Here is a 17,415-nt window from a genome sequence, read left to right as displayed (position 1 = left end):
GCAGCGTCCTTACGCCCCGCCGCGCTCCTCTCGCTTCACCCTCGCCCACAGCGCTTCCTGCTGCTCCAGCGACAGCGCCGCCATCGTGGTGCCTTCGGCGGCAGCCAGCGCCTCCATCGCGCGGAAGCGGCGCTCGAACTTCAGGTTGGCCCGGCGCAGCGCGCCGCCCACGTCCACCTTCGCATGGCGCGCAAGGTTGGCGGCCACGAAGAGGAGGTCGCCGATCTCGTCCTCCAGCCGCGCGTCGCGCTCGGGCGACGGCGCCGCGGCGAGTTCGACGCGGACTTCGTCGATCTCCTCGTGCAGCTTGTTGATCACCGGCGCGGTGCCCGGCCAGTCGAAACCCACGCGTGCCGCGCGCGACTGCAGCTTCACTGCGCGCTGCCATTCGGGCAGCCCCCGGGAGACGCCGGCCAGCGCCGAGGTGTCCTCCTCGCCGGCAGCCTTGCGCTCGGCGGCCTTGATCGCCTCCCAGTTGACGGTCTGCGCTTCGGCATCGGCGAAGGAGGCATCACCGAACACGTGCGGATGCCGGCGCACCATCTTGTCGCAGATGGCATCGACCACATCGCCGAACGCGAAGGCGCCCTGCTCCTGCGCCATCTGCGCATGAAAGACGACCTGCAGCAGCAGGTCGCCCAGTTCGTCCTTCAGCGCGGGCAGGTCGCCGCGGTCGATCGCGTCGGCGACTTCGTACGCCTCCTCGACCGTGTAGGGCGCGATGGTCGAGAAATCCTGCTCCAGATCCCACGGACAGCCCCCGTCGGGATCGCGCAGGCGGGCCATGATGGCCAGCAGGCGCGCGACACCGCCGTCAGGCGATGCGGGCATGTCCATGTTCATCCCCCAGCGCCTGCGCCAGCCACGTCCGCCACGGCAGCGTCATGTCGCCCAGCGCGACGAAGTCGCCGTTGAGCAGCGTCTCGCGGCGGTTGTAGCGGAACGCGCGGCCATCCGGCGCCAGCAGTGCGCCGCCCGCCGCTTCCAGTACGCACTGCGCTGCGGCGGTATCCCATTCGCTGGTCGGGCCGAAACGCGGGTAGACGTCCAGCGCGCCCTCGGCGATGCGGCAGAACTTCAGCGACGATCCCAGCGACATCTCCTCGATGCCGCCCATCGCATCCAGGAAGGCCTGGGTGCGCGCATCGCGATGCGAACGGCTGGCGGCGACCTTCAGCGCACCGGTCGCGGGCGAGCGCGTGCGGATCTGCGTATCCACCTGGCCCACGCGGCGGTAGGCATTGCGGCCCTGGCGGGCGTGCCAGGTCTCGCCGGTCACCGGCGCGTGTACCACGCCGAAGATGGGTTCGTTCTGCTCGATCAGCGCGATGTTGACGGTGAACTCGCCATTGCGCTTGATGAACTCGCGGGTGCCGTCCAGCGGATCCACCAGCCAGTAAGTCGGCCATTGGCTGCGTTCGGACCAGGGAATATCGGCGGCTTCTTCCGACAGCACCGGCCATTGCGGCGTGAGCCGGCGCAGGCCGTCGGTGATCACTTGGTGGGCGGCCATGTCGGCGGCAGTCAGCGGGCTGTCGTCGGTCTTCTGCTGTACGTCGAAGGTGCCTTCGTACACGGCCATGATGGCCTGGCCCGCTTCGCGGGCGATGACGATGACAGCTTCGTGCAGGTCGGTGGTCATGCGGCTCATGTCCGCTCTTTCAACCATTCGCGGGCGATGAACAGCGCCGCCAGCGAACGGCCTTCCGAAAAATCCTCGCGCAGCATCAGCCGGTCGAGGTCTTGCAACTTCCAGGGCACTACTTCCAACTCCTCGGGTTCGTCCCCCGGCAGGCGCTCGGGGTACAGGTCTCTTGCCACCACCAGCCAGGACTGGTGGCTCATGTAGGTGGGCGCCAGGGTCAGGGCACGCAGCACGTCGATGCGGCGCGCGCCGAAGCCGGCTTCTTCCTTCAGTTCGCGGTCGGCCGCCTGCTCCGGCGTCTCGCCCGCATCGATGCGGCCCTTCACCAGGCCCAGTTCGTAGCGGTGCATGCCGGCGGCGTACTCGCGCACCAGCAGCACCGTGTCCTCGTCCTGCATCGGCACCACGACCACCGCGCCATGGCCCTGCGAGCGCAACCGGTGGTAGCGGCGGCGCTCACCGTTGCTGAATTCCAGGTCCAGCTCTTCGACATGCCGGTCCGGCCCGTCGGTGCGCTGGGTGATGCCATGGATGATCGGCAGGCGGCTCATCGGGCGGCGCGGCATCCACGCCCGGCGCGCGAGGCACGACGACGGCAGGGGGCGGAGCCCGATATCATGTGGGGATGCGACAACAGGATCATCAAGCGGGAATGCTAGCAGAGGCGGACGACTGGCGTGACCGCGACCTGTCGGTGCTGTGGCATCCCTGCACCCAGATGCGTGAGCATCCGCACACCTTGCCGCTGGTGCCGATCGCACGCGGCGAAGGCGCCTGGCTGATCGGCCATGACGGCAAGCGCTACCTGGACGCGGTCAGCAGCTGGTGGACCAACCTGTTCGGCCATGCCGAACCGCGCATCGGCGCCGCCATCGCCGCGCAGGCCGGCGCGTTGGAACAGGTGATGCTGGCCGGCTTCACGCACGCGCCCGCGGTCGAACTGGCCGAGCGCCTGCTGGCGGTCGCGCCGCGGCAGCCCGGTCGCGCGCCGCTGTCCAAGGTGTTCTACGCCGACAACGGCTCGGCCGGTGTGGAAGTGGCGCTGAAGATGGCCTTCCACTGGTTCCACAACCGTGGCGACACCCGGCGCACGAAGTTCATCGCGCTGGAGAACGGCTACCACGGCGAAACGCTCGGGGCGCTCGCGGTGGGCGACATCCCCCTGTACCGGCGTGTGTATGCGCCGCTGCTGGCCGAAGCGCTGTTCGCGCCTTCGCCCGATGCCTACCTGGCGCAGCCGGGCGAATCCCCGGCCGAATGCGCCGCGCGCGCCGCCGATGCGCTGGCCGCATTGCTCGACCGTCACGCCGGCGAGGTCTGCGCGGTGATCGTCGAGCCGCGCGTGCAGTGCGCCGGTGGCATGCGCATGCATCATCCGGACTACCTGACCCGCGTGCGCGAGCTCTGCGACACCAGTGGCGCGTTCCTGATCGCCGACGAGATCGCGGTGGGTTTCGGCCGTACCGGCACGCTGTTCGCCAGCGAGCAGAGCGGCGTGATGCCCGACCTGCTGTGTCTGTCGAAAGGCCTGACCGGTGGTTTCATGCCGTTGGCGGCGGTGCTGGCCACGCAGGCGATCTACGACGGCTTCCTGGACGATTCGCGCGAACGCGCCTTCCTGCATTCGCACAGCTACACCGGCAATCCACTGGCCTGCGCCGCCGCACTGGCGTCGCTGGCCGTCTTCCGCGACGACGACATCCTGGCGCGCAACCGCACGACCGCGCGTGCGATGGCCACGCTGGCCGAACCGCTGGCGGCGCACCGCCATGTCGCCGACGTGCGCCAGGCCGGCATGGTGCTGGCATTCGAACTGACCCGGGACGGCGACAAGGCCACGCCCTTCCCCGCCGCCGCACGCGTGGGCCTGAAGGCCTACCGCGCCGCGCTGGCACGGGGCGTGGTGCTGCGCCCCTTGGGCGACGTGCTGTACTGGATGCCGCCGTATTGCGTGGATGAGGAGCAGCTGCAGCTGCTCGCCGATGTCACCCGCCATGCCATCGAGGACGCCACCGCATGCGCCTGACCCGCTGTTACGTGGCGCTGCCGCTGCAGGCGGGCGCACGCGTCGTCCTGCCCGAACTCGTGGCCAACCACCTGGCCCGCGTGCTGCGGCTGCGCGAGGGCGACGCCTGCGTGTTGTTCAACGGCGATGGCCAGGATCATGACGGCCGCATCGCGTCCATCGGCAAGCGCGAGGTGGTGGTCGAACTGCTGGCGTCGCGCGCGGTCGAAAACGAATCGCCGCTGCACGTCACCCTGCTGCAGGGCATCGCGCGTGGCGAGAAGATGGACCTGATCCTGCAGAAGGCGACCGAACTGGGGGTCGCTGCGGTCGTCCCTGTCATGGCCGAGCGCACCGAAGTGAAGCTGGACGCCGAGCGCACCGAGAAACGCATGGCGCATTGGCGCAGCGTCATCGCTTCGGCCTGCGAACAGAGCGGCCGTGCACGGTTGCCAGGGTTGTCGGCACCGACCGCGCTCAACGACGCCGCGCGCGGCATCACCAGCGATCCGCTGCGCCTTACGCTCGACCCCACCGGCGACTTGTCACTGGCGACCGTGCAGGTCACGACGGGCGCGGTGGTGGTCGCGATCGGCCCGGAAGGGGGCTGGTCGCCGCGCGATCGCGACACCCTGTCGGCGGCCGGATTCACCGGGCTGAGGCTTGGCCCGCGCATCCTGCGCACGGAAACCGCCGGTCTGGCCGCCATCGCCACGCTGCAGTCGAGATTCGGCGACCTGTAGGGCGGGCCCAGGCCCGCCAGCACATATCGTGGAAAGCCGCTTCACCTAGAGGATCCGCGATGGCGGGCTGAAGCCCGCCCTACGCAGACTGCGTCAGGCCGCGTTGGCCAGCGCTTCGCCGATCATCGTTTCGACGACTTCCAGGTCCGGCAGCACGGCGGCTTCGTCGCCAAGCAGCACGCGGACCTTCACGCCGACCGGGAGCTCTTCCTCGGTCGCGTCGGCCAGCAGGCCATCGCGCGGCACCGACACCAGGCGCGGGAACGAGGGCGTGAGCAGCGCGAAATACGGGCGCTCCTTGTCGCCGCTCAACGCCTTGAGCACCACGATCTTGCTGTTCAGCGCGACCGGCTCGTTCGCATTGCCGCTCAGGCGGCCGAACGCCACCAGCGGCACGGGCCAGCCGTGCCAGTCGATCCGGCCCGGCAGCCAATCGGGCATGTCGGCGATCGGCTCGACCGGCGCACGGGTCAGCACCTCGGCGACGGTGGCGTTGGGCAGCAGCAGGCGATGCTCGCCCGCCTGGATCAGGACGCCGCGGATCTCGTCGTTGGAATGGGCCATCGTATGTTCCTCAGAACCAGCGGTCGGTCAGGCGTTGCGCCAGCTGCACGGGGGTGCCCAGGTCGGCACCACGGGCGGCCAGCGCGCGCGGCGCGGCCGGGTCGTAGCAGCCTTCCTGCGACTGGCCGAGCACCAGCGCGCCCTGCGTGCCCAGCGTCGCGGCCGGATCGACCAGCGCGCTGTCGCTGCCGCTGAGCAGCAGTACCGCACTGTCGGCGGGCGGCAACTGCGGGATCATGGTGTGGATCACCGCGCCCGGGCGGAACGCCACCTGGCCGGCATCCACAAACGGCACGACGTCGCCGGGCAACACATAGATATGCCCCGCTTCGGCAGGCGTACCGGCCTCGGCCAGCACCACCGGCATGTGCGCCACGCGCTCCATCTGCCGGACCAGGTTGTCGTAGCGGCCACCATCCAGGCGCAGGTGCACCAGCAGCGGCTTGGGGAATCCCTCCGGCAGCTCAGCGAGCAGCTTGCGTACCGCATCGGGGCCGCCGATGCCGGCGAAGACCAGCACGGCGCCCTGCACGCGGGCGGCCGCCGACGTACTGCCGGCATCCAGCGGTTCCAGTTCCAGACTGGACAGGTCGAACTTAGGCGTCGGTACCGGCGGCGGGACCGACGGCACCTCGGGCAGCGGCGGAGGCACGGCCGGAGACGATGCCTGGGCCGTTTCCAGGCCGGCGGTGCGCAGCCAGTCATCGGCATCCACGACCTGATCGCCGGACGGGCGCGCCTGCAGGCCACCGGTATAGGCGAAATCGTCGCTCGGCAGGTCCAGCGCCCGGTCGGCCGCCTCCTCCAGATGCCGAGCGATGCCGTCGCCTTCGTGCAGCTGCGCGGGCGTCACCGGCAGGCCGGGTTCCAGCTGCAGGACCACGTCCTCTTCGCGACCGGGAGGCAGGACATCGCGGTGGCCGTGCAGCTTGGCGGCCAGGTGGCGCGCCCATCGCTGCGCATCCCAGCCCTGTCGACGCGCGGCCAGATCGGCTTCGTCGAAGATGACCGCGACGGCAGGATCGTGCAGCACGCTATCGAAGCGTTCCAGGCTGTCCTCGATGGCCGGCTCCAGCGCCACCAGCACCACCTGGGGCGCGCTGCCGCCCAGGGCATCCGCGTCAAGCGTATTGGGGTCGTCTTCCAGCACGATGTCGGCGCCCGCTTCATGCAGCGCCACGCGCAGGCGCTCGCGCGCCTCGCCCGGGCGCGCCAGCAGGGCGACGCGTTTGGCTTCACTCACGGACACGGGCGATTCCCAGCAGGTCGTACACGTTGCGCATCAGGTCCAGCTCCTGGTACGGCTTGCCCAGGTAACGCTGCACGCCGATGTCGAAGGCGCGCTGGCGGTGCTTGTCGCCGGTACGCGAGGTGATCATCACGATGGGCACGTCCTTGAAGCGCGGATCGGCCTTCATGGTGGTGGCCAGCTCGTAACCGTCCATGCGCGGCATCTCGATGTCCAGCAGCATCAGGTCGGGCACGCGCTCCTCCAGCTTTTCCAGCGCTTCCACGCCGTCGCGCGCGGCCGAGACCTCGAAGTTGTGGCGTTCCAGCACGCGGCTGGTCACCTTGCGCATGGTCAGCGAGTCGTCCACCACCATCACCAGCGGCACGCGGCGCTGCTCGACGGCCGCCGTGGGCTGGGCCGGCTGTGCCGGCTGCGCCAGGTGGCGGCGCACCAGCGGTGCGGCGTCCAGGATCACCACCACGCTGCCATCGCCGGTGATGGTGGCACCGTAGATGCCCGGGATGGAGGCGATCTGCGGGCCGACCGGCTTGACCACGATCTCGCGGTTGCCCAGCACCTGGTCCACGGCGACGGCCGCACGCAGGTCGCCGGCGCGCACCAGCAGCAGCGGCACCTGGGCCTGGCCCTCGGCCTTGGCCGGGCCGTGACCCACCAGATGGCCGAGGTTGTACAGCGGATAGTCCTCGCCACCGTAGTGATAGGCGCCGGTACCCGCATTGAAACGCGCGTGGCTGATGCGGCCGATGCCGCTGACCGCCGCCACCGGCACGGCGAACTGGGTTTCGCCGATCTGCACGAACACCGCCTGGGTGACCGCCAGCGTCTGCGGCAGGCGCAGGGTGAAGGTGGCGCCCTGGCCCGGCGTGGAGCTGATGTCCAGCGAGCCGCCCAGCTGGCGCACTTCGTTGTACACCACGTCCATGCCCACGCCACGGCCGGCCAGCTGGCTGACCTGGTCGTAGGTGCTGAAGCCGGACTCCAGGATGAGGCGGTCCAGATCGGCGTCGGCCAGCGTGGCGCCGGGCTGGATCAGCCCGCGCTGCTCGGCGCGACGGCGGATCGCCTCGCGGTCCAGGCCGGCACCGTCGTCGGAGACGACCAGCACCATTTCCGACCCTTCGCGGCGCAGCGCGACCTGCACGGTGCCCTCCTCCGGCTTGCCCGCCTTGCGGCGCGCCTCCGGCGATTCCAGGCCATGCGCGACCGAATTGCGCAGCAGGTGCTCCAGCGGCGCGGTCATGCGCTCCAGCACGTTGCGGTCCATTTCGCCGTGGGTACCGGACAGCTGCAGGTTCACCTGCTTCTGCGTGTCGCTGGCCGCCTGGCGCAGCACGCGGCGCAGGCGCGGCACGATGCCTTCGAACGGCACCATGCGCGCGCGCATCAGGCCGTCCTGCAGTTCCGAGCTGACGCGCGACTGCTGCTGCAGCAGGCTGTCGTACTGGCGCGACAGATCGTCCAGCACGCCCTGCAGGCCGCTGATGTCGGCGGCCGATTCGGCCAGCGCGCGACTGAGCTGCTGCAGCGTGGAGAAGCGGTCCAGTTCCAGCGGATCGAACGTCGGGTCCTGCTTGTCGTGCTCGCGCTGGTAACGCGCCACGATCTGCGCTTCCGTTTCCAGGTCCAGGCGGCGCAGCTGGTCGTGCAGGCGGATGTTGGTGCGGTCCAGTTCGGCCATCGCACCGCGGAACGCACCCATCTGCTGTTCCAGGCGCGCACGGTAGATGGCGACCTCGCCGGCGTGGTTCACCAGCCGGTCCAGCAGGTCGGCGCGCACGCGCACCTGCTCCTGCTGGCCCATCGGGAAGAACTCCTCCTCCACGGGCGCGGCCAGGTCGGTCTCGATCGGGGCCGACAACGGCGCCAGCTCGATCGACACGGGAGCCGCCGCGGCGACTTCCGGCGCGGCGGGCAGTTCGATGCCGCGCGCACGCGCATTGAACTCGGCGATCATGCCGTCCGGGATGGTCACGGCGCGACGCGCGGTGACGCGCGCCAGCTGCGCATGCAGGGTGTCGAAGCCGCGCTCGAGCAGCTGGATCGCCCGGCGGTCCAGCTCCGTGCGCTGGCCTGCGATCGATTCCAGCATCGACTCGATCGCATGACCCAGATCGCCGACGGCGTGGATGCCGGCCATGCGCGCACCGCCCTTCAGGGTGTGCAGGTCGCGCTGCAGGCTGATCACCAGCGCGCGGTCTTCCGGCGTCTCGCGCAGCTTGGCCAGCAGGTCGTCGGAGTGGTCGAGCAGATCGTTGCCTTCCTCGATGAAGATCTCGACCAGGTCCAGGTCCAGCCCGGTCAGGTCGAGGGCCTCCTCCGGCTCCGGCATGTCGGCGGGCGCACTGGTCACGGCAGACTCCTCGGCTTCGACGGAGGCAACGGGTTCGACGTCCTGCGATGCGGGAGCTTCCGCTTCGGATGCGTCCACCACTTCGACGACTTCCACGGCCTCGACGATCTCGTCGACCTCGACCGGTTCCGGCGAAGCATCTTCCGCCGCGAGGCTGTCGACGGTCGGCGATGCGTCGACATCGGCATCCGCATCGGCCACGTCCTCCACCGTCGACGAAGGCGTGTCGATGGCTTCCACGGCATCGTCCTCGACGGAGGTTTCTTCGATGGCCTCGATCGTGTCGACGGCCTCGGCGATCTCCGGCTCCGGGGCGGGCTCGGCCGCACCGGCTTCGATCTGCTCCTCGGACACGACGGCACCAGTCTCGTCATGCGCCGTGGCATCATCGGCCGCCTGCTCGCCCCCGTCCGTCCCGGTCGCCGGTGCGGCATCCGTCTCGCTCAGGAAGGCGGGCATATCGCCATCGACCACCAGGGCTTCGTCGTCCACGACGGCGGTCTGGTCCGACGCGCGCTCTGCTTCATCCGCCGCCTGCAGGGCGGGCGCGTCAGTCGAAACGGTCTCTTCCACGTCATGCGGCCCGGCATCGGCCCCGTCGACGGCAATGTCGTCGACCGTGGGTGGCACTTCGTCCTGCCGTGCCTCTTCGCTCGATGGCACCGCCGCCTCGGCGTCAGGCACCTGCGTGCGCGGCAGGATGCGGTAGTCGATGTCGTAGAAAGTGACGCTCTGGTCGGTGGGTGCCGGGACCTGGGGCAGGTCGGCGGGGATGTCCTCCCGCGACACGGCCTCCTCAGCTTCGGCCGGAAGCGCGGCGCCCGTGTCCGTCGGGAGTCCTGCGGCGCCTTCGCCATCGACGGTATCGGCGATGGCGAATCCACCCGCCACCTCGGCCGCCTCGGTATCGAGGTAAGCCGACAGGTCCATCGCCAGCAGCTCCACGTCGGACGGCCCGACCGGCGCGGCGATGGGCGTCTGGCCCACGTAGGTGCCCTGGCGGGCGTCATCGACGATCTGCGCGCCTGCGCGCAGGTCGGGCAGGCTGTCGCCCAGCGCCACCAGTTGTGCGGACAGCGCGGCGAATACGGGAATCCGCGGCGACGGCGCCTGCAGGGCCGCCACGCTGCGGCGGATCGCCTGCGCGGTGTCGGCCAACGCGGCCACGCCTTCCGGCGTGGGCGTCTCGCCGGCGGCCAGCAGGCGCTTGACGTACTGTTCCGCCGGCGCGGTGACGTGGGTGATCTCGGGCACGTCGGCCATGGCCAGGGCGCCGTTCATCGTGTGGAAGGCGCGCAGCAGCTCTTCGCTGACCGGCGTGGCCTCCACCTGCGCCTTCTGCAGCCATGTGTCGACGGTGTCCAGGTGGTTGTCGACTTCGGTTTCCAGGATCTCGCGCAGTACCGCGTCCACCGACGCCGGCGTACCTTCGGTTTCCGGCTCGAACACGGCCGGCACGTCCTCTGCGACCGGAGCGACGTAGGCGGGCTCGACGAACTCCTCATCCTCGGCCAGCACCGGGGCTTCAGCGCTGTAGTAGGCGTCTTCGCCGGCGGCAAGACGATCGGCCACGTCCTGCAGGCCGGCCAGGTCGGCGGTCACGCTGCCCTGGCCGCGCAGTGCGGCGTTGAGCTGCGGGAGCGCATCGCAGGCCTGTTCCAGCAGCGCTTCGACGGCGTGGCTGGGCTCGCGCGTGCGGTCCAGCACGCGGTTGAGCATGTTCTCCACCTTCCAGCTGAACTCGCCGAGCGTCTTGGCGCCGACCAGGCGCCCGCTGCCCTTCAGCGTGTGGAACACGCGACGGATCGGCCGCAGCCGCTCCAGATCTTCGGGATTGCTGCGCCATACCGGCAGCAGCTGGCGGAGGTTGACGATCTCCTCGTCGAACTCCTCCAGGAAGACCTCGCGGATCTCGTCGTCGATGTCGGTGGCGTCGCCATCGAAGCCGCCCACCACGGTCGCCGCCGGCAACGCGGCGGCCGCGGCCGCGATCTCGTGGCGCAGATCCGGCAGCGCGTCTTCTTCCGCCTCGACCGGTGTGGACGGGGCGAACGCAGCGGCCTCTTCCTGCGCCGCAGGCGCCTCGGGTTCGACCGGCGCGTCGTCCGGCGCCGACGCAGCCGCCTGTTCTTCGAGCTCGACCACGAACGTCGTGGCTTCGACGTCCGCAGCGGCCTCTTCGAAACCGACCGGATCGAAGGGATTCGCGTCGCCCAGCACGGGCGCCGTATCGAGCGGCTCCAGGCTCAGCGCGCCGAAGGACGGTGCGGGCGCGGTGTCCTCTGCGGGCTGCGCGGTCGGTGCCTCGATCGCGGGTGCCGCAGGGGGTTCGGTCGCGGCCACCGCCGGTGCGGTGATGACAGCCGCCTCTTGTTCGGCCGGCGCCTCGGGCGGCAGCGGCCAGTAGCGCAGCGCCTCCAGGCTGCCGCGGGTGATCTCGAGGATGTCCTCGCGATTGGGACGCCGCTCGCGCAGCGCTTCCAGGTAGTACTCCAGGCTGGCCATCGCGTCGGCCAGCGTGTCCAGCTGCTGTCCGCCGGGCACGCGCTTCTTGCCGATCAGCTCGCTGCCGACATAGCGGCGCACGCCGGTCACGTAGTCGCCCGCCTGGCCCAGTTCGAGCATGCGCAGCGCGCCGGCCACTTCGTCCAGCAGGCGCGGCACCTCGGCCAGTTCGCCGTGGTCCCAGTTGGTCTCGATGAACGCCACGAAGCGCTCGCGCGCGCCGGCGAAATTGATGATCGCTTCCTGCGCCAGCACCTCGACGGTGCGCTGGGATTCGGCGGTGCTCGGGTCGGGCGCGGCATCGCCGGCGCTGCCCAGCCGGGCGACCTGGTCGTCCAGCGACGCGTCCACGTACAGCAGCGCGCCGGCCACATCGAGCAGCGTGCCTTCGTCCGCCGGCCGGCTGCCGGCGACGACGTCGCGCAGCGTGTCGCGCTGCTGCATCACCACGTCGCGCGCCACGCCCAAGCCCATCATGCCCAGCGTGTCGGCCACGTTGCCCAGCTCGGCGACCTGCGGCTCGAGGTCGTGGGCGTCGCTGCCGGTGCGCAGGTGCAGGTCCAGCGCATCCTTCACCCGCAGCAGTTCTTCCTTCACCGCATTGCCGACCGTGTCGAGCAGCTCGCGGTTGCGCCCGCTCAGGCTGCTGCGCGCGTGGTCGATCTCGGCCTCGCTGGGCGCGGCGACCTCCCCCATGCCCGGCGGGAACAGCATGCTTTCGTTGAGCCCGGACGCGCCGCGCGCGGCGCGGATCTCGTTGAGCAGCGGCAGCAGCACGATGGGGATGTCGCGATGGCCTTCCTGCAGGCGTTCCAGGTAATCCGGCAGCAGCACCGCGCCGCGCATCAGCGTGGCGCAGGCCTCGTCGCGATCCCCCGCGGCGCCTTCCTGCAACGCCTTGGCCAGCAGCTCCAGCTCCTCGGCCACCATCGCCGGGGCATACAGCTCCACCATGCGCAGCGTGCCCTGCACCTGGTGCAGGTAACCGGCGCAAAAACGCATGCGGCTGGTATCCGCGGGCGTCTCGACGAAGGCCTCGATCTCCTGCCGCACCAGGCGCAGGGTCTCGTCCAGCTCGGGCTTCACCCAGCCGAGCACGGCGTGGCTCATGGCTTCGCGCAGCGCACTCATCGGCGGGCTCCCGCGGCGACGGCGGAACCGTCAGCCTCGCGCTGCTGGCGGGCGGGATGGCGTAGGAAATTCATGCGGTACGTCCCGTCCTCAGCCCGGCAGCTTGAAGTCGGCGACCGAACGGCGCAGGTCCGACGCCAGCTGCGCCAGGTGGCCGATCGATTCGGCGGTCTGGCCCGCGCCCAGCGAGGTCTGCGAGGTGATCTGCCGGATCACGCCCATGGTCTGAGTGATGTCCAACGCCGCGGTGGACTGCTGCTGCGCGGCGGAGGAGATGTTCTTGATGAGGTTGTTGAGATCGTTCGACACGCGTTCGATCTCGCCCAGCGCGGTACCCGCGTCCTCGGCCAGGCGGGCGCCGGACACCACTTCGGCGGTGGTCTGCTCCATCGAGCTGACGGCTTCGTTGGTGTCGGCCTGGATGGTCTGCACCAGCGATTCGATGCGGCGGGTCGCCAGCGACGTGCGCTCGGCGAGGCGCTGCACTTCGTCGGCCACGACCGCGAAACCGCGGCCCGCTTCGCCGGCCGAGGCCGCCTGCACGGCCGCGTTGAGCGCCAGGATGTTGGTCTGCTCGGAAATGTCGTTGATCAGTTCCACCACCGAACCGATTTCCTGCGAGGACTCGCCCAGGCGCTTGATGCGCTTGGAGGTCTCCTGGATCTGGTCGCGGATCTGGTCCATGCCGCGGATGGTCTCGCGCACCACGCCCGCGCCCTCGGTGGCAATCTGCACCGAGCGCTGCGCCACTTCGGCGGATTCGGTGGAGTTCTTCGACACCTGGTCGATGCTGGTGGCGATCTCGCTGATGCGGTCGGAGGCGGTGGTGATCTGGTCGGCCTGATGGCCGGCGGCCTCGGCCAGCTGCAGCGCGGTGGCCTGCGTTTCCTGGGTCGACGCGGCCACCTGCACCGAGGTGTCGTTGATCGTCGTCACCAGGTTGCGCAGTTCGTCCACGGCGTAGTTGATGGCGTCCGCGATGGCGCCGGTCATGTCCTCGGTCACCGACGCCTTCACCGTCAGGTCGCCTTCACCCAGCGAGCTGATTTCGTCCAGCAGCCGCATGATCGCCTGCTGGTTGCGGCTGTTGTATTCCACCTGGGTCTGGTAGCGCACTTCCTGCTCGCGCTGGCGGGTACGGTACAACGAGTACAGCAGGCCGATGATGGAGACCAGCGCCGCGATGCCCGACGCGATGCCAAGCCAGAAGTTCGGGAAGAAACGCGTGTCGCGGACCGAACCGAACGCCGAGAACGCCTGGAACAGGTTGGTGCTGTCCTGCAACATCTGGCCGGAGCCGTTGGTCAGCGCGGCGGCGGCGGACTGCGCGGCGAACAGGTTGCGCGAGCTGGCCAGGATCGCGTCCAGGTCCTTCTTCATCGCCGTCCACAGGGTCTGCGAGTTCTGCAGCGCCGCGAGCGCCGCACCGTTGCGGACCGCCGCGATGCCCAGGTCGGGGTTGCCGTCGCGCAGGCCGTCCAGCACCTGGCCGAACAGCACCGCATCGCGACCCAGCGCGTCGCCGGCGGTGGCGGCGCCGGCGCCACCGGCGCGGATTTCCGTCACCCGGCGGGCCATCGTGCCGGCCAGCACGACCTGCTGCAGCGCGCTGTAGATCTGCGAGGACGGCGCGCCGCCGGCCGACATGGCACGCACCACTTCGTTGAGCTGCGCCTGCAGGTTGGGCACCTGGGTGGCGAAGCGGTCGGCGTTGCCCGCCAGTGCCAGCACCGCGGCCTCGGAGGCGACGATCTGGTCGGCGCTCTTGCCCAGCGGCGCCCAGGTGGCGCTCAGCTTGGCCAGCGGACCGGAGATGGTGCCATCGGTTCCATAGCGCGCTTGAAGGTCGGAGACGGTGGATTCGACCGATTGCTTGGTTTCCTTGAACGCCTTGAACGCCTCGGCGTTGCCGGCCACGGCCTCGCGGCCCTGGTTGGCCAGCTGCTGCGACAGCACGCGCATGTCCGATGCGCCGGTACTGGCGCCGGACAGGCGACTGCCGTTGTAAGTGGACACACCGGTATTGGCACCGAAGACGATCACCGAGATCGCCAGCAGCGCCAGCCAGAAGCTGTTGCCGAAACTGCCGATCTTGCTGGCGCTAGGAGAATCCGTCGCAGTGCTCATCGTTCAACCCCTGGATAGTGCTTGTCGTTCGCGCTCAGAGCGCGGTCTGGCGGAATTCCGGCGTGCGCGCCAACAGGCCCAGCGCGAACACCCCCCACCGCTGATCGTCGCTGGCGAAAGCGCGATCGATGAAATGCCCGTAGCGGCCGTCCGCCAGATCGCCCGGCTCGACCTGCTGCGATTCGTGGAAGCTGCGCTGGCCGTACAGTTCGTCGATGGTCAGGGCCACATCGCCGCCGGCCTGGCGCATGACCAGCACGCGCTGGCCCTCGTGCAGCACGGTGCGCTCGCCCTCGAGGAACTGCTTCAGGTCCACTACCGGGAACAGGTTGCCGCGCAGGTTGCCGATCCCCAGCAGCCACGGCTGCGCGCCGGGCACCGGCGTGACCGGCGGCATCGGCACGATTTCCACCACTTCCCCGAAGTTGGAGATCAGCCGGCGCTTGCCCACGCGGTAACCCACGCCGCGGTACTGGTCCTGCGCGATCTCGCGGGCGGGCTGGGCGACGGCATGCGCCAGGCTCCGGCGCTCGTATTCGGCCAGCGTATCGAACGGTGTGCGGATCATGGCCCGCCCCCTGTGCACTCAGTGCGAATGGTCGCCATGCCGCCAGCCCCTCAGGTGCTGACGTGGGCGCGGATGGCGTCGAGGAGTTCCTCGCGCGTGAACGGCTTGGTCAGGTACTGCTCCGAGCCGACGATGCGCCCACGCGCCTTGTCGAACAGGCTGTCCTTGGACGACAGCATGATGACCGGCGTGGACTTGAACACCTGGTTGTTCTTGATCAGCGCACAGGTCTGGTAGCCATCCAGGCGCGGCATCATGATGTCCACGAAGATGATCTGCGGCTGCTGGTCCGCGATCTTGGCCAGGGCCTCGAACCCGTCCGTCGCGGTCACCACTTCGCAACCCTCCCGCTTGAGCAGGGTCTCCGCGGTGCGGCGGATGGTTTTCGAGTCATCGATCACCATGACCCGTAGGCCGTGGAATCCACCGGCCTGGCCTTCGTTCTGCGTCATTACCTGATTTCCCCGTGCGCGCGTGGCTTCATAGACGAACCGGCCCCGCTGCGTTGCTGCTTATATCCCCTATCCCGCCGCGCACTGTCAAGCCGCACCCGGGCGGACGGGGCCGCTGAACGGCGTGGTGCGAACTGCGTCTCAGTTTGCGGCGACATCGCGAACGGGGTGTTCCATGCGCGCCGACCCGGGCGGACGGCACGCCCTGATACCATCGCGCCGTCTCCCGCAGAACCGCCCCCATGCCATTGGATGTCGTCGTCGTCATGGACCCCATCGGGTCCATCAAGATCGTCAAGGACACCACGTTCGCCATGCTGCTGGAAGCGCAGCGGCGCGGCCATCGCCTGCAGTACGTGATCCCCGGGCGGCTGTCGCTGCGCGACGGCGTGCCCCAGGCCCAGGTGGCGGCGCTGACCGTGAAGGACGACAAGGCAGGCTGGTTCACCCTCGGGGACACGCGCACGCTTACCTTCGGCCCCGGCCAGGTGGTGCTGATGCGCAAGGACCCGCCGGTCGACGATCAGTACCTGTACGACACCCATGTGCTGGGCATCGCCCAGCAGGCCGGCGCGCTGATCGTCAACGACCCGCAGGGCCTGCGCGACTACAACGAGAAGCTGGCGGCGCTGCTGTTCCCGCAGTGCTGCCCGCCGACCCTGGTCAGTCGCGATCCCGCCGCGCTGAAGGCCTTCGTCGCCGAGCACGGCGAGGCGGTGCTGAAGCCGCTGGATGGCATGGGCGGGCGCTCGATCTTCCGGGTGAAGGCCGGCGACCCCAATACCAACGTCATCCTGGAAACCCTGGTCGGCGGCGGCCGCCTGACCTTGGCCCAGCGGTTCATTCCCGGCATCAAGGACGGCGACAAGCGGGTGCTGCTGGTGGACGGCGAACCGGTGGACTACGCGCTGGCGCGGATCCCGCAGGGCGACGAGTTCCGCGGCAACCTGGCCGCCGGTGGCCGCGGCGAAGGCCGGCCGCTGAGCGAGCGCGACCGCTGGATCGCCACCCAGGTGGGCCCGGAAATGAAGCGGCGCGGCATGCTGTTCGTCGGCCTGGATGTGATCGGCGACTACCTGACCGAGGTCAACGTCACCAGCCCCACCTGCGTGCGCGAACTCGATGCGCAGTTCGGGCTGAACATCGCCGCCCTGCTGTTCGACGCGATCGAGAAGAAGCTCGCCTGAGATGTCGGCGGTCCCCGTCACCCCACCGAAGATCGGTGCGAACGAACGCCTGGGCGCCACCCTGGCGTTGTCGCTGATCGTGCACGGCCTGCTGGTGCTGGGCGTGGGCTTCGCCCTGGACGACGCCGCGCCGGTGATGCCCACGCTGGACGTGATCCTCAGCCAGACCAGTACGCCGCTGACGCCGAAGGAAGCCGACTTCCTGGCCGCCGCCAACCAGGAAGGCGGCGGTGAAAGCGACCAGGCCAAGCGTCCGCGCGACAGCCAGGCCGGCTGGATTCCCCAGCCCGATACGGGATTGGCCCCGCAACCCCTGCGCGCGCAGACGACGACCCCGGCGCCGCCGCCGGAAAGCCGGGTGGTCACCACACGCGAGAGCGATACGCGCGCTCCGGTGGCAGAGGCCCGTCCGCAACCGGATCAGCCCGAGCTGCCGCAGGGCGAGCAGAAGGTGCAGCGCGATGCGGAGATGGCGCGACTGGCCGCCGAATACCACCTGCGTTCGGAGCTGTACGCCAAGCGTCCGAAGCGCAAGTTCGTCTCGGCCAGCACCAAGGAATACGTCTACGCCAACTACCTGCGGGCGTGGGTCGACCGCGCCGAGCGCGTCGGCAATCTCAACTATCCCGACGAGGCGCGCCGTAAGCGCCTAGCCGGCACGCTGGTGATCAGCGTGGCGGTGCGTCGCGACGGCAGCGTCGAGCAGACCCGCATCATCCAGTCCAGCGGCATCCCGCTGCTGGATTCCACCGCACTGCGCATCGTGCAGTTGGCCTCGCCGTTCCCGCCCCTGCCCGAGACCGCCGAGAACGTGGACATCCTGCACGTCACCCGCACCTGGCGCTTCCTGGCGGGTGGCGAAGTGCGCGACGAGTAGAGGACCGAT

12 protein-coding genes and 2 pseudogenes are annotated in these 17,415 nt (G+C 69.6%); 4 read left to right on the top strand and 10 right to left on the bottom strand.

The window, feature by feature from the left end:
- Positions 1–9 precede the first annotated feature (9 nt).
- From mazG to nudE, 3 genes are read right to left on the bottom strand one after another with little or no spacing between them, the layout of a single operon-like run.
- A complete protein-coding gene (mazG, locus tag IAE60_RS07865) occupies positions 10–831 on the bottom strand; it encodes a nucleoside triphosphate pyrophosphohydrolase (RefSeq protein ID WP_187574456.1) in 822 nt (273 codons plus the stop codon).
- A complete protein-coding gene (cysQ, locus tag IAE60_RS07860) occupies positions 815–1,651 on the bottom strand; it encodes a 3'(2'),5'-bisphosphate nucleotidase CysQ (protein ID WP_185895345.1) in 837 nt (278 codons plus the stop codon). The genes mazG and cysQ overlap by 17 nt, the downstream gene beginning before the upstream one ends.
- Positions 1,648–2,196, bottom strand: a complete 549-nt coding sequence (gene nudE, locus IAE60_RS07855; RefSeq protein ID WP_185895344.1) for an ADP compounds hydrolase NudE — start codon at positions 2,194–2,196, stop codon at positions 1,648–1,650. The genes cysQ and nudE overlap by 4 nt, the downstream gene beginning before the upstream one ends.
- 101 nt (positions 2,197–2,297) lie before the next feature.
- Here nudE and bioA point away from each other — a divergent pair, with 101 nt between their 5' ends.
- Together bioA and IAE60_RS07845 are read left to right on the top strand one after the other, a co-directional pair.
- Positions 2,298–3,671, top strand: coding sequence for an adenosylmethionine--8-amino-7-oxononanoate transaminase (gene bioA / locus IAE60_RS07850; protein WP_484573269.1), 1,374 nt, complete (start codon positions 2,298–2,300; stop codon positions 3,669–3,671).
- A complete protein-coding gene (locus IAE60_RS07845) occupies positions 3,662–4,393 on the top strand; it encodes a 16S rRNA (uracil(1498)-N(3))-methyltransferase (protein ID WP_187574454.1) in 732 nt (243 codons plus the stop codon). The genes bioA and IAE60_RS07845 overlap by 10 nt, the downstream gene beginning before the upstream one ends.
- 93 nt (positions 4,394–4,486) lie before the next feature.
- Here the strand turns inward: IAE60_RS07845 and IAE60_RS07840 are convergent, their stop codons facing one another.
- The 7 genes and pseudogenes from IAE60_RS07840 to pilG form a co-directional block, all read right to left on the bottom strand.
- Entirely contained in the window at positions 4,487–4,957 is a 471-nt protein-coding gene (locus IAE60_RS07840) for a chemotaxis protein CheW (protein ID WP_187574453.1), read from the bottom strand.
- Positions 4,958–4,967: 10 nt separating this feature from the next.
- Positions 4,968–6,200 carry a chemotaxis protein CheB gene (locus IAE60_RS07835; protein WP_187574452.1) on the bottom strand — a complete coding sequence of 411 codons (1,233 nt, stop codon included), beginning with the start codon at positions 6,198–6,200 and terminating at the stop codon, positions 4,968–4,970.
- A pseudogene (locus tag IAE60_RS19030) lies at positions 6,193–8,961 on the bottom strand (response regulator); the annotation flags it as partial. The pseudogene IAE60_RS19030 and the gene IAE60_RS07835, both read right to left, overlap by 8 nt.
- A gap of 654 nt (positions 8,962–9,615) precedes the next feature.
- Positions 9,616–12,195: pseudogene (locus IAE60_RS19025) on the bottom strand (Hpt domain-containing protein); the annotation flags it as partial.
- Between the two features lie 90 nt (positions 12,196–12,285).
- Complete coding sequence (locus tag IAE60_RS07825; protein ID WP_185895338.1) at positions 12,286–14,322, bottom strand: methyl-accepting chemotaxis protein; 2,037 nt, start codon at positions 14,320–14,322, stop codon at positions 12,286–12,288.
- A 34-nt stretch (positions 14,323–14,356) separates the two neighbouring features.
- Entirely contained in the window at positions 14,357–14,887 is a 531-nt protein-coding gene (locus tag IAE60_RS07820; RefSeq protein WP_162110615.1) for a chemotaxis protein CheW, read from the bottom strand.
- A 53-nt stretch (positions 14,888–14,940) separates the two neighbouring features.
- The gene (pilG, locus tag IAE60_RS07815) at positions 14,941–15,342 is read right to left on the bottom strand and encodes a twitching motility response regulator PilG (protein WP_162110591.1); all 402 of its coding nucleotides are present in this window, start codon (positions 15,340–15,342) and stop codon (positions 14,941–14,943) included.
- Between the two features lie 242 nt (positions 15,343–15,584).
- Here pilG and gshB point away from each other — a divergent pair, with 242 nt between their 5' ends.
- Both gshB and IAE60_RS07805 read left to right on the top strand, forming a co-directional pair.
- Complete coding sequence (gshB, locus tag IAE60_RS07810; RefSeq protein ID WP_187574450.1) at positions 15,585–16,529, top strand: glutathione synthase; 945 nt, start codon at positions 15,585–15,587, stop codon at positions 16,527–16,529.
- 1 nt (position 16,530) lies between these two features.
- Positions 16,531–17,406, top strand: coding sequence for an energy transducer TonB (locus tag IAE60_RS07805; RefSeq protein WP_187574449.1), 876 nt, complete (start codon positions 16,531–16,533; stop codon positions 17,404–17,406).
- Positions 17,407–17,415: the final 9 nt, after the last annotated feature.

It is taken from the genome of Pseudoxanthomonas mexicana, from assembly GCF_014397415.1.
Classification (GTDB): Bacteria; Pseudomonadota; Gammaproteobacteria; order Xanthomonadales; family Xanthomonadaceae; genus Pseudoxanthomonas_A; species Pseudoxanthomonas_A mexicana.
This window is presented reverse-complemented; position numbering and strand designations above follow the sequence as displayed.

What these genes read in the sequence shown, in the direction of transcription:
- mazG (WP_187574456.1), bottom strand. Translation starts at nt 831, where the DNA reads ATGCCCGCATCGCCTGACGGCGGTGTCGCGCGCCTGCTGGCCATCATG.
- cysQ (WP_185895345.1), bottom strand. Translation starts at nt 1,651, where the DNA reads ATGAGCCGCATGACCACCGACCTGCACGAAGCTGTCATCGTCATCGCC.
- nudE (WP_185895344.1), bottom strand. Translation starts at nt 2,196, where the DNA reads ATGAGCCGCCTGCCGATCATCCATGGCATCACCCAGCGCACCGACGGG.
- bioA (WP_484573269.1), top strand. Translation starts at nt 2,298, where the DNA reads ATGCTAGCAGAGGCGGACGACTGGCGTGACCGCGACCTGTCGGTGCTG.
- IAE60_RS07845 (WP_187574454.1), top strand. Translation starts at nt 3,662, where the DNA reads ATGCGCCTGACCCGCTGTTACGTGGCGCTGCCGCTGCAGGCGGGCGCA.
- IAE60_RS07840 (WP_187574453.1), bottom strand. Translation starts at nt 4,957, where the DNA reads ATGGCCCATTCCAACGACGAGATCCGCGGCGTCCTGATCCAGGCGGGC.
- IAE60_RS07825 (WP_185895338.1), bottom strand. Translation starts at nt 14,322, where the DNA reads ATGAGCACTGCGACGGATTCTCCTAGCGCCAGCAAGATCGGCAGTTTC.
- pilG (WP_162110591.1), bottom strand. Translation starts at nt 15,342, where the DNA reads ATGACGCAGAACGAAGGCCAGGCCGGTGGATTCCACGGCCTACGGGTC.
- gshB (WP_187574450.1), top strand. Translation starts at nt 15,585, where the DNA reads ATGCCATTGGATGTCGTCGTCGTCATGGACCCCATCGGGTCCATCAAG.
- IAE60_RS07805 (WP_187574449.1), top strand. Translation starts at nt 16,531, where the DNA reads ATGTCGGCGGTCCCCGTCACCCCACCGAAGATCGGTGCGAACGAACGC.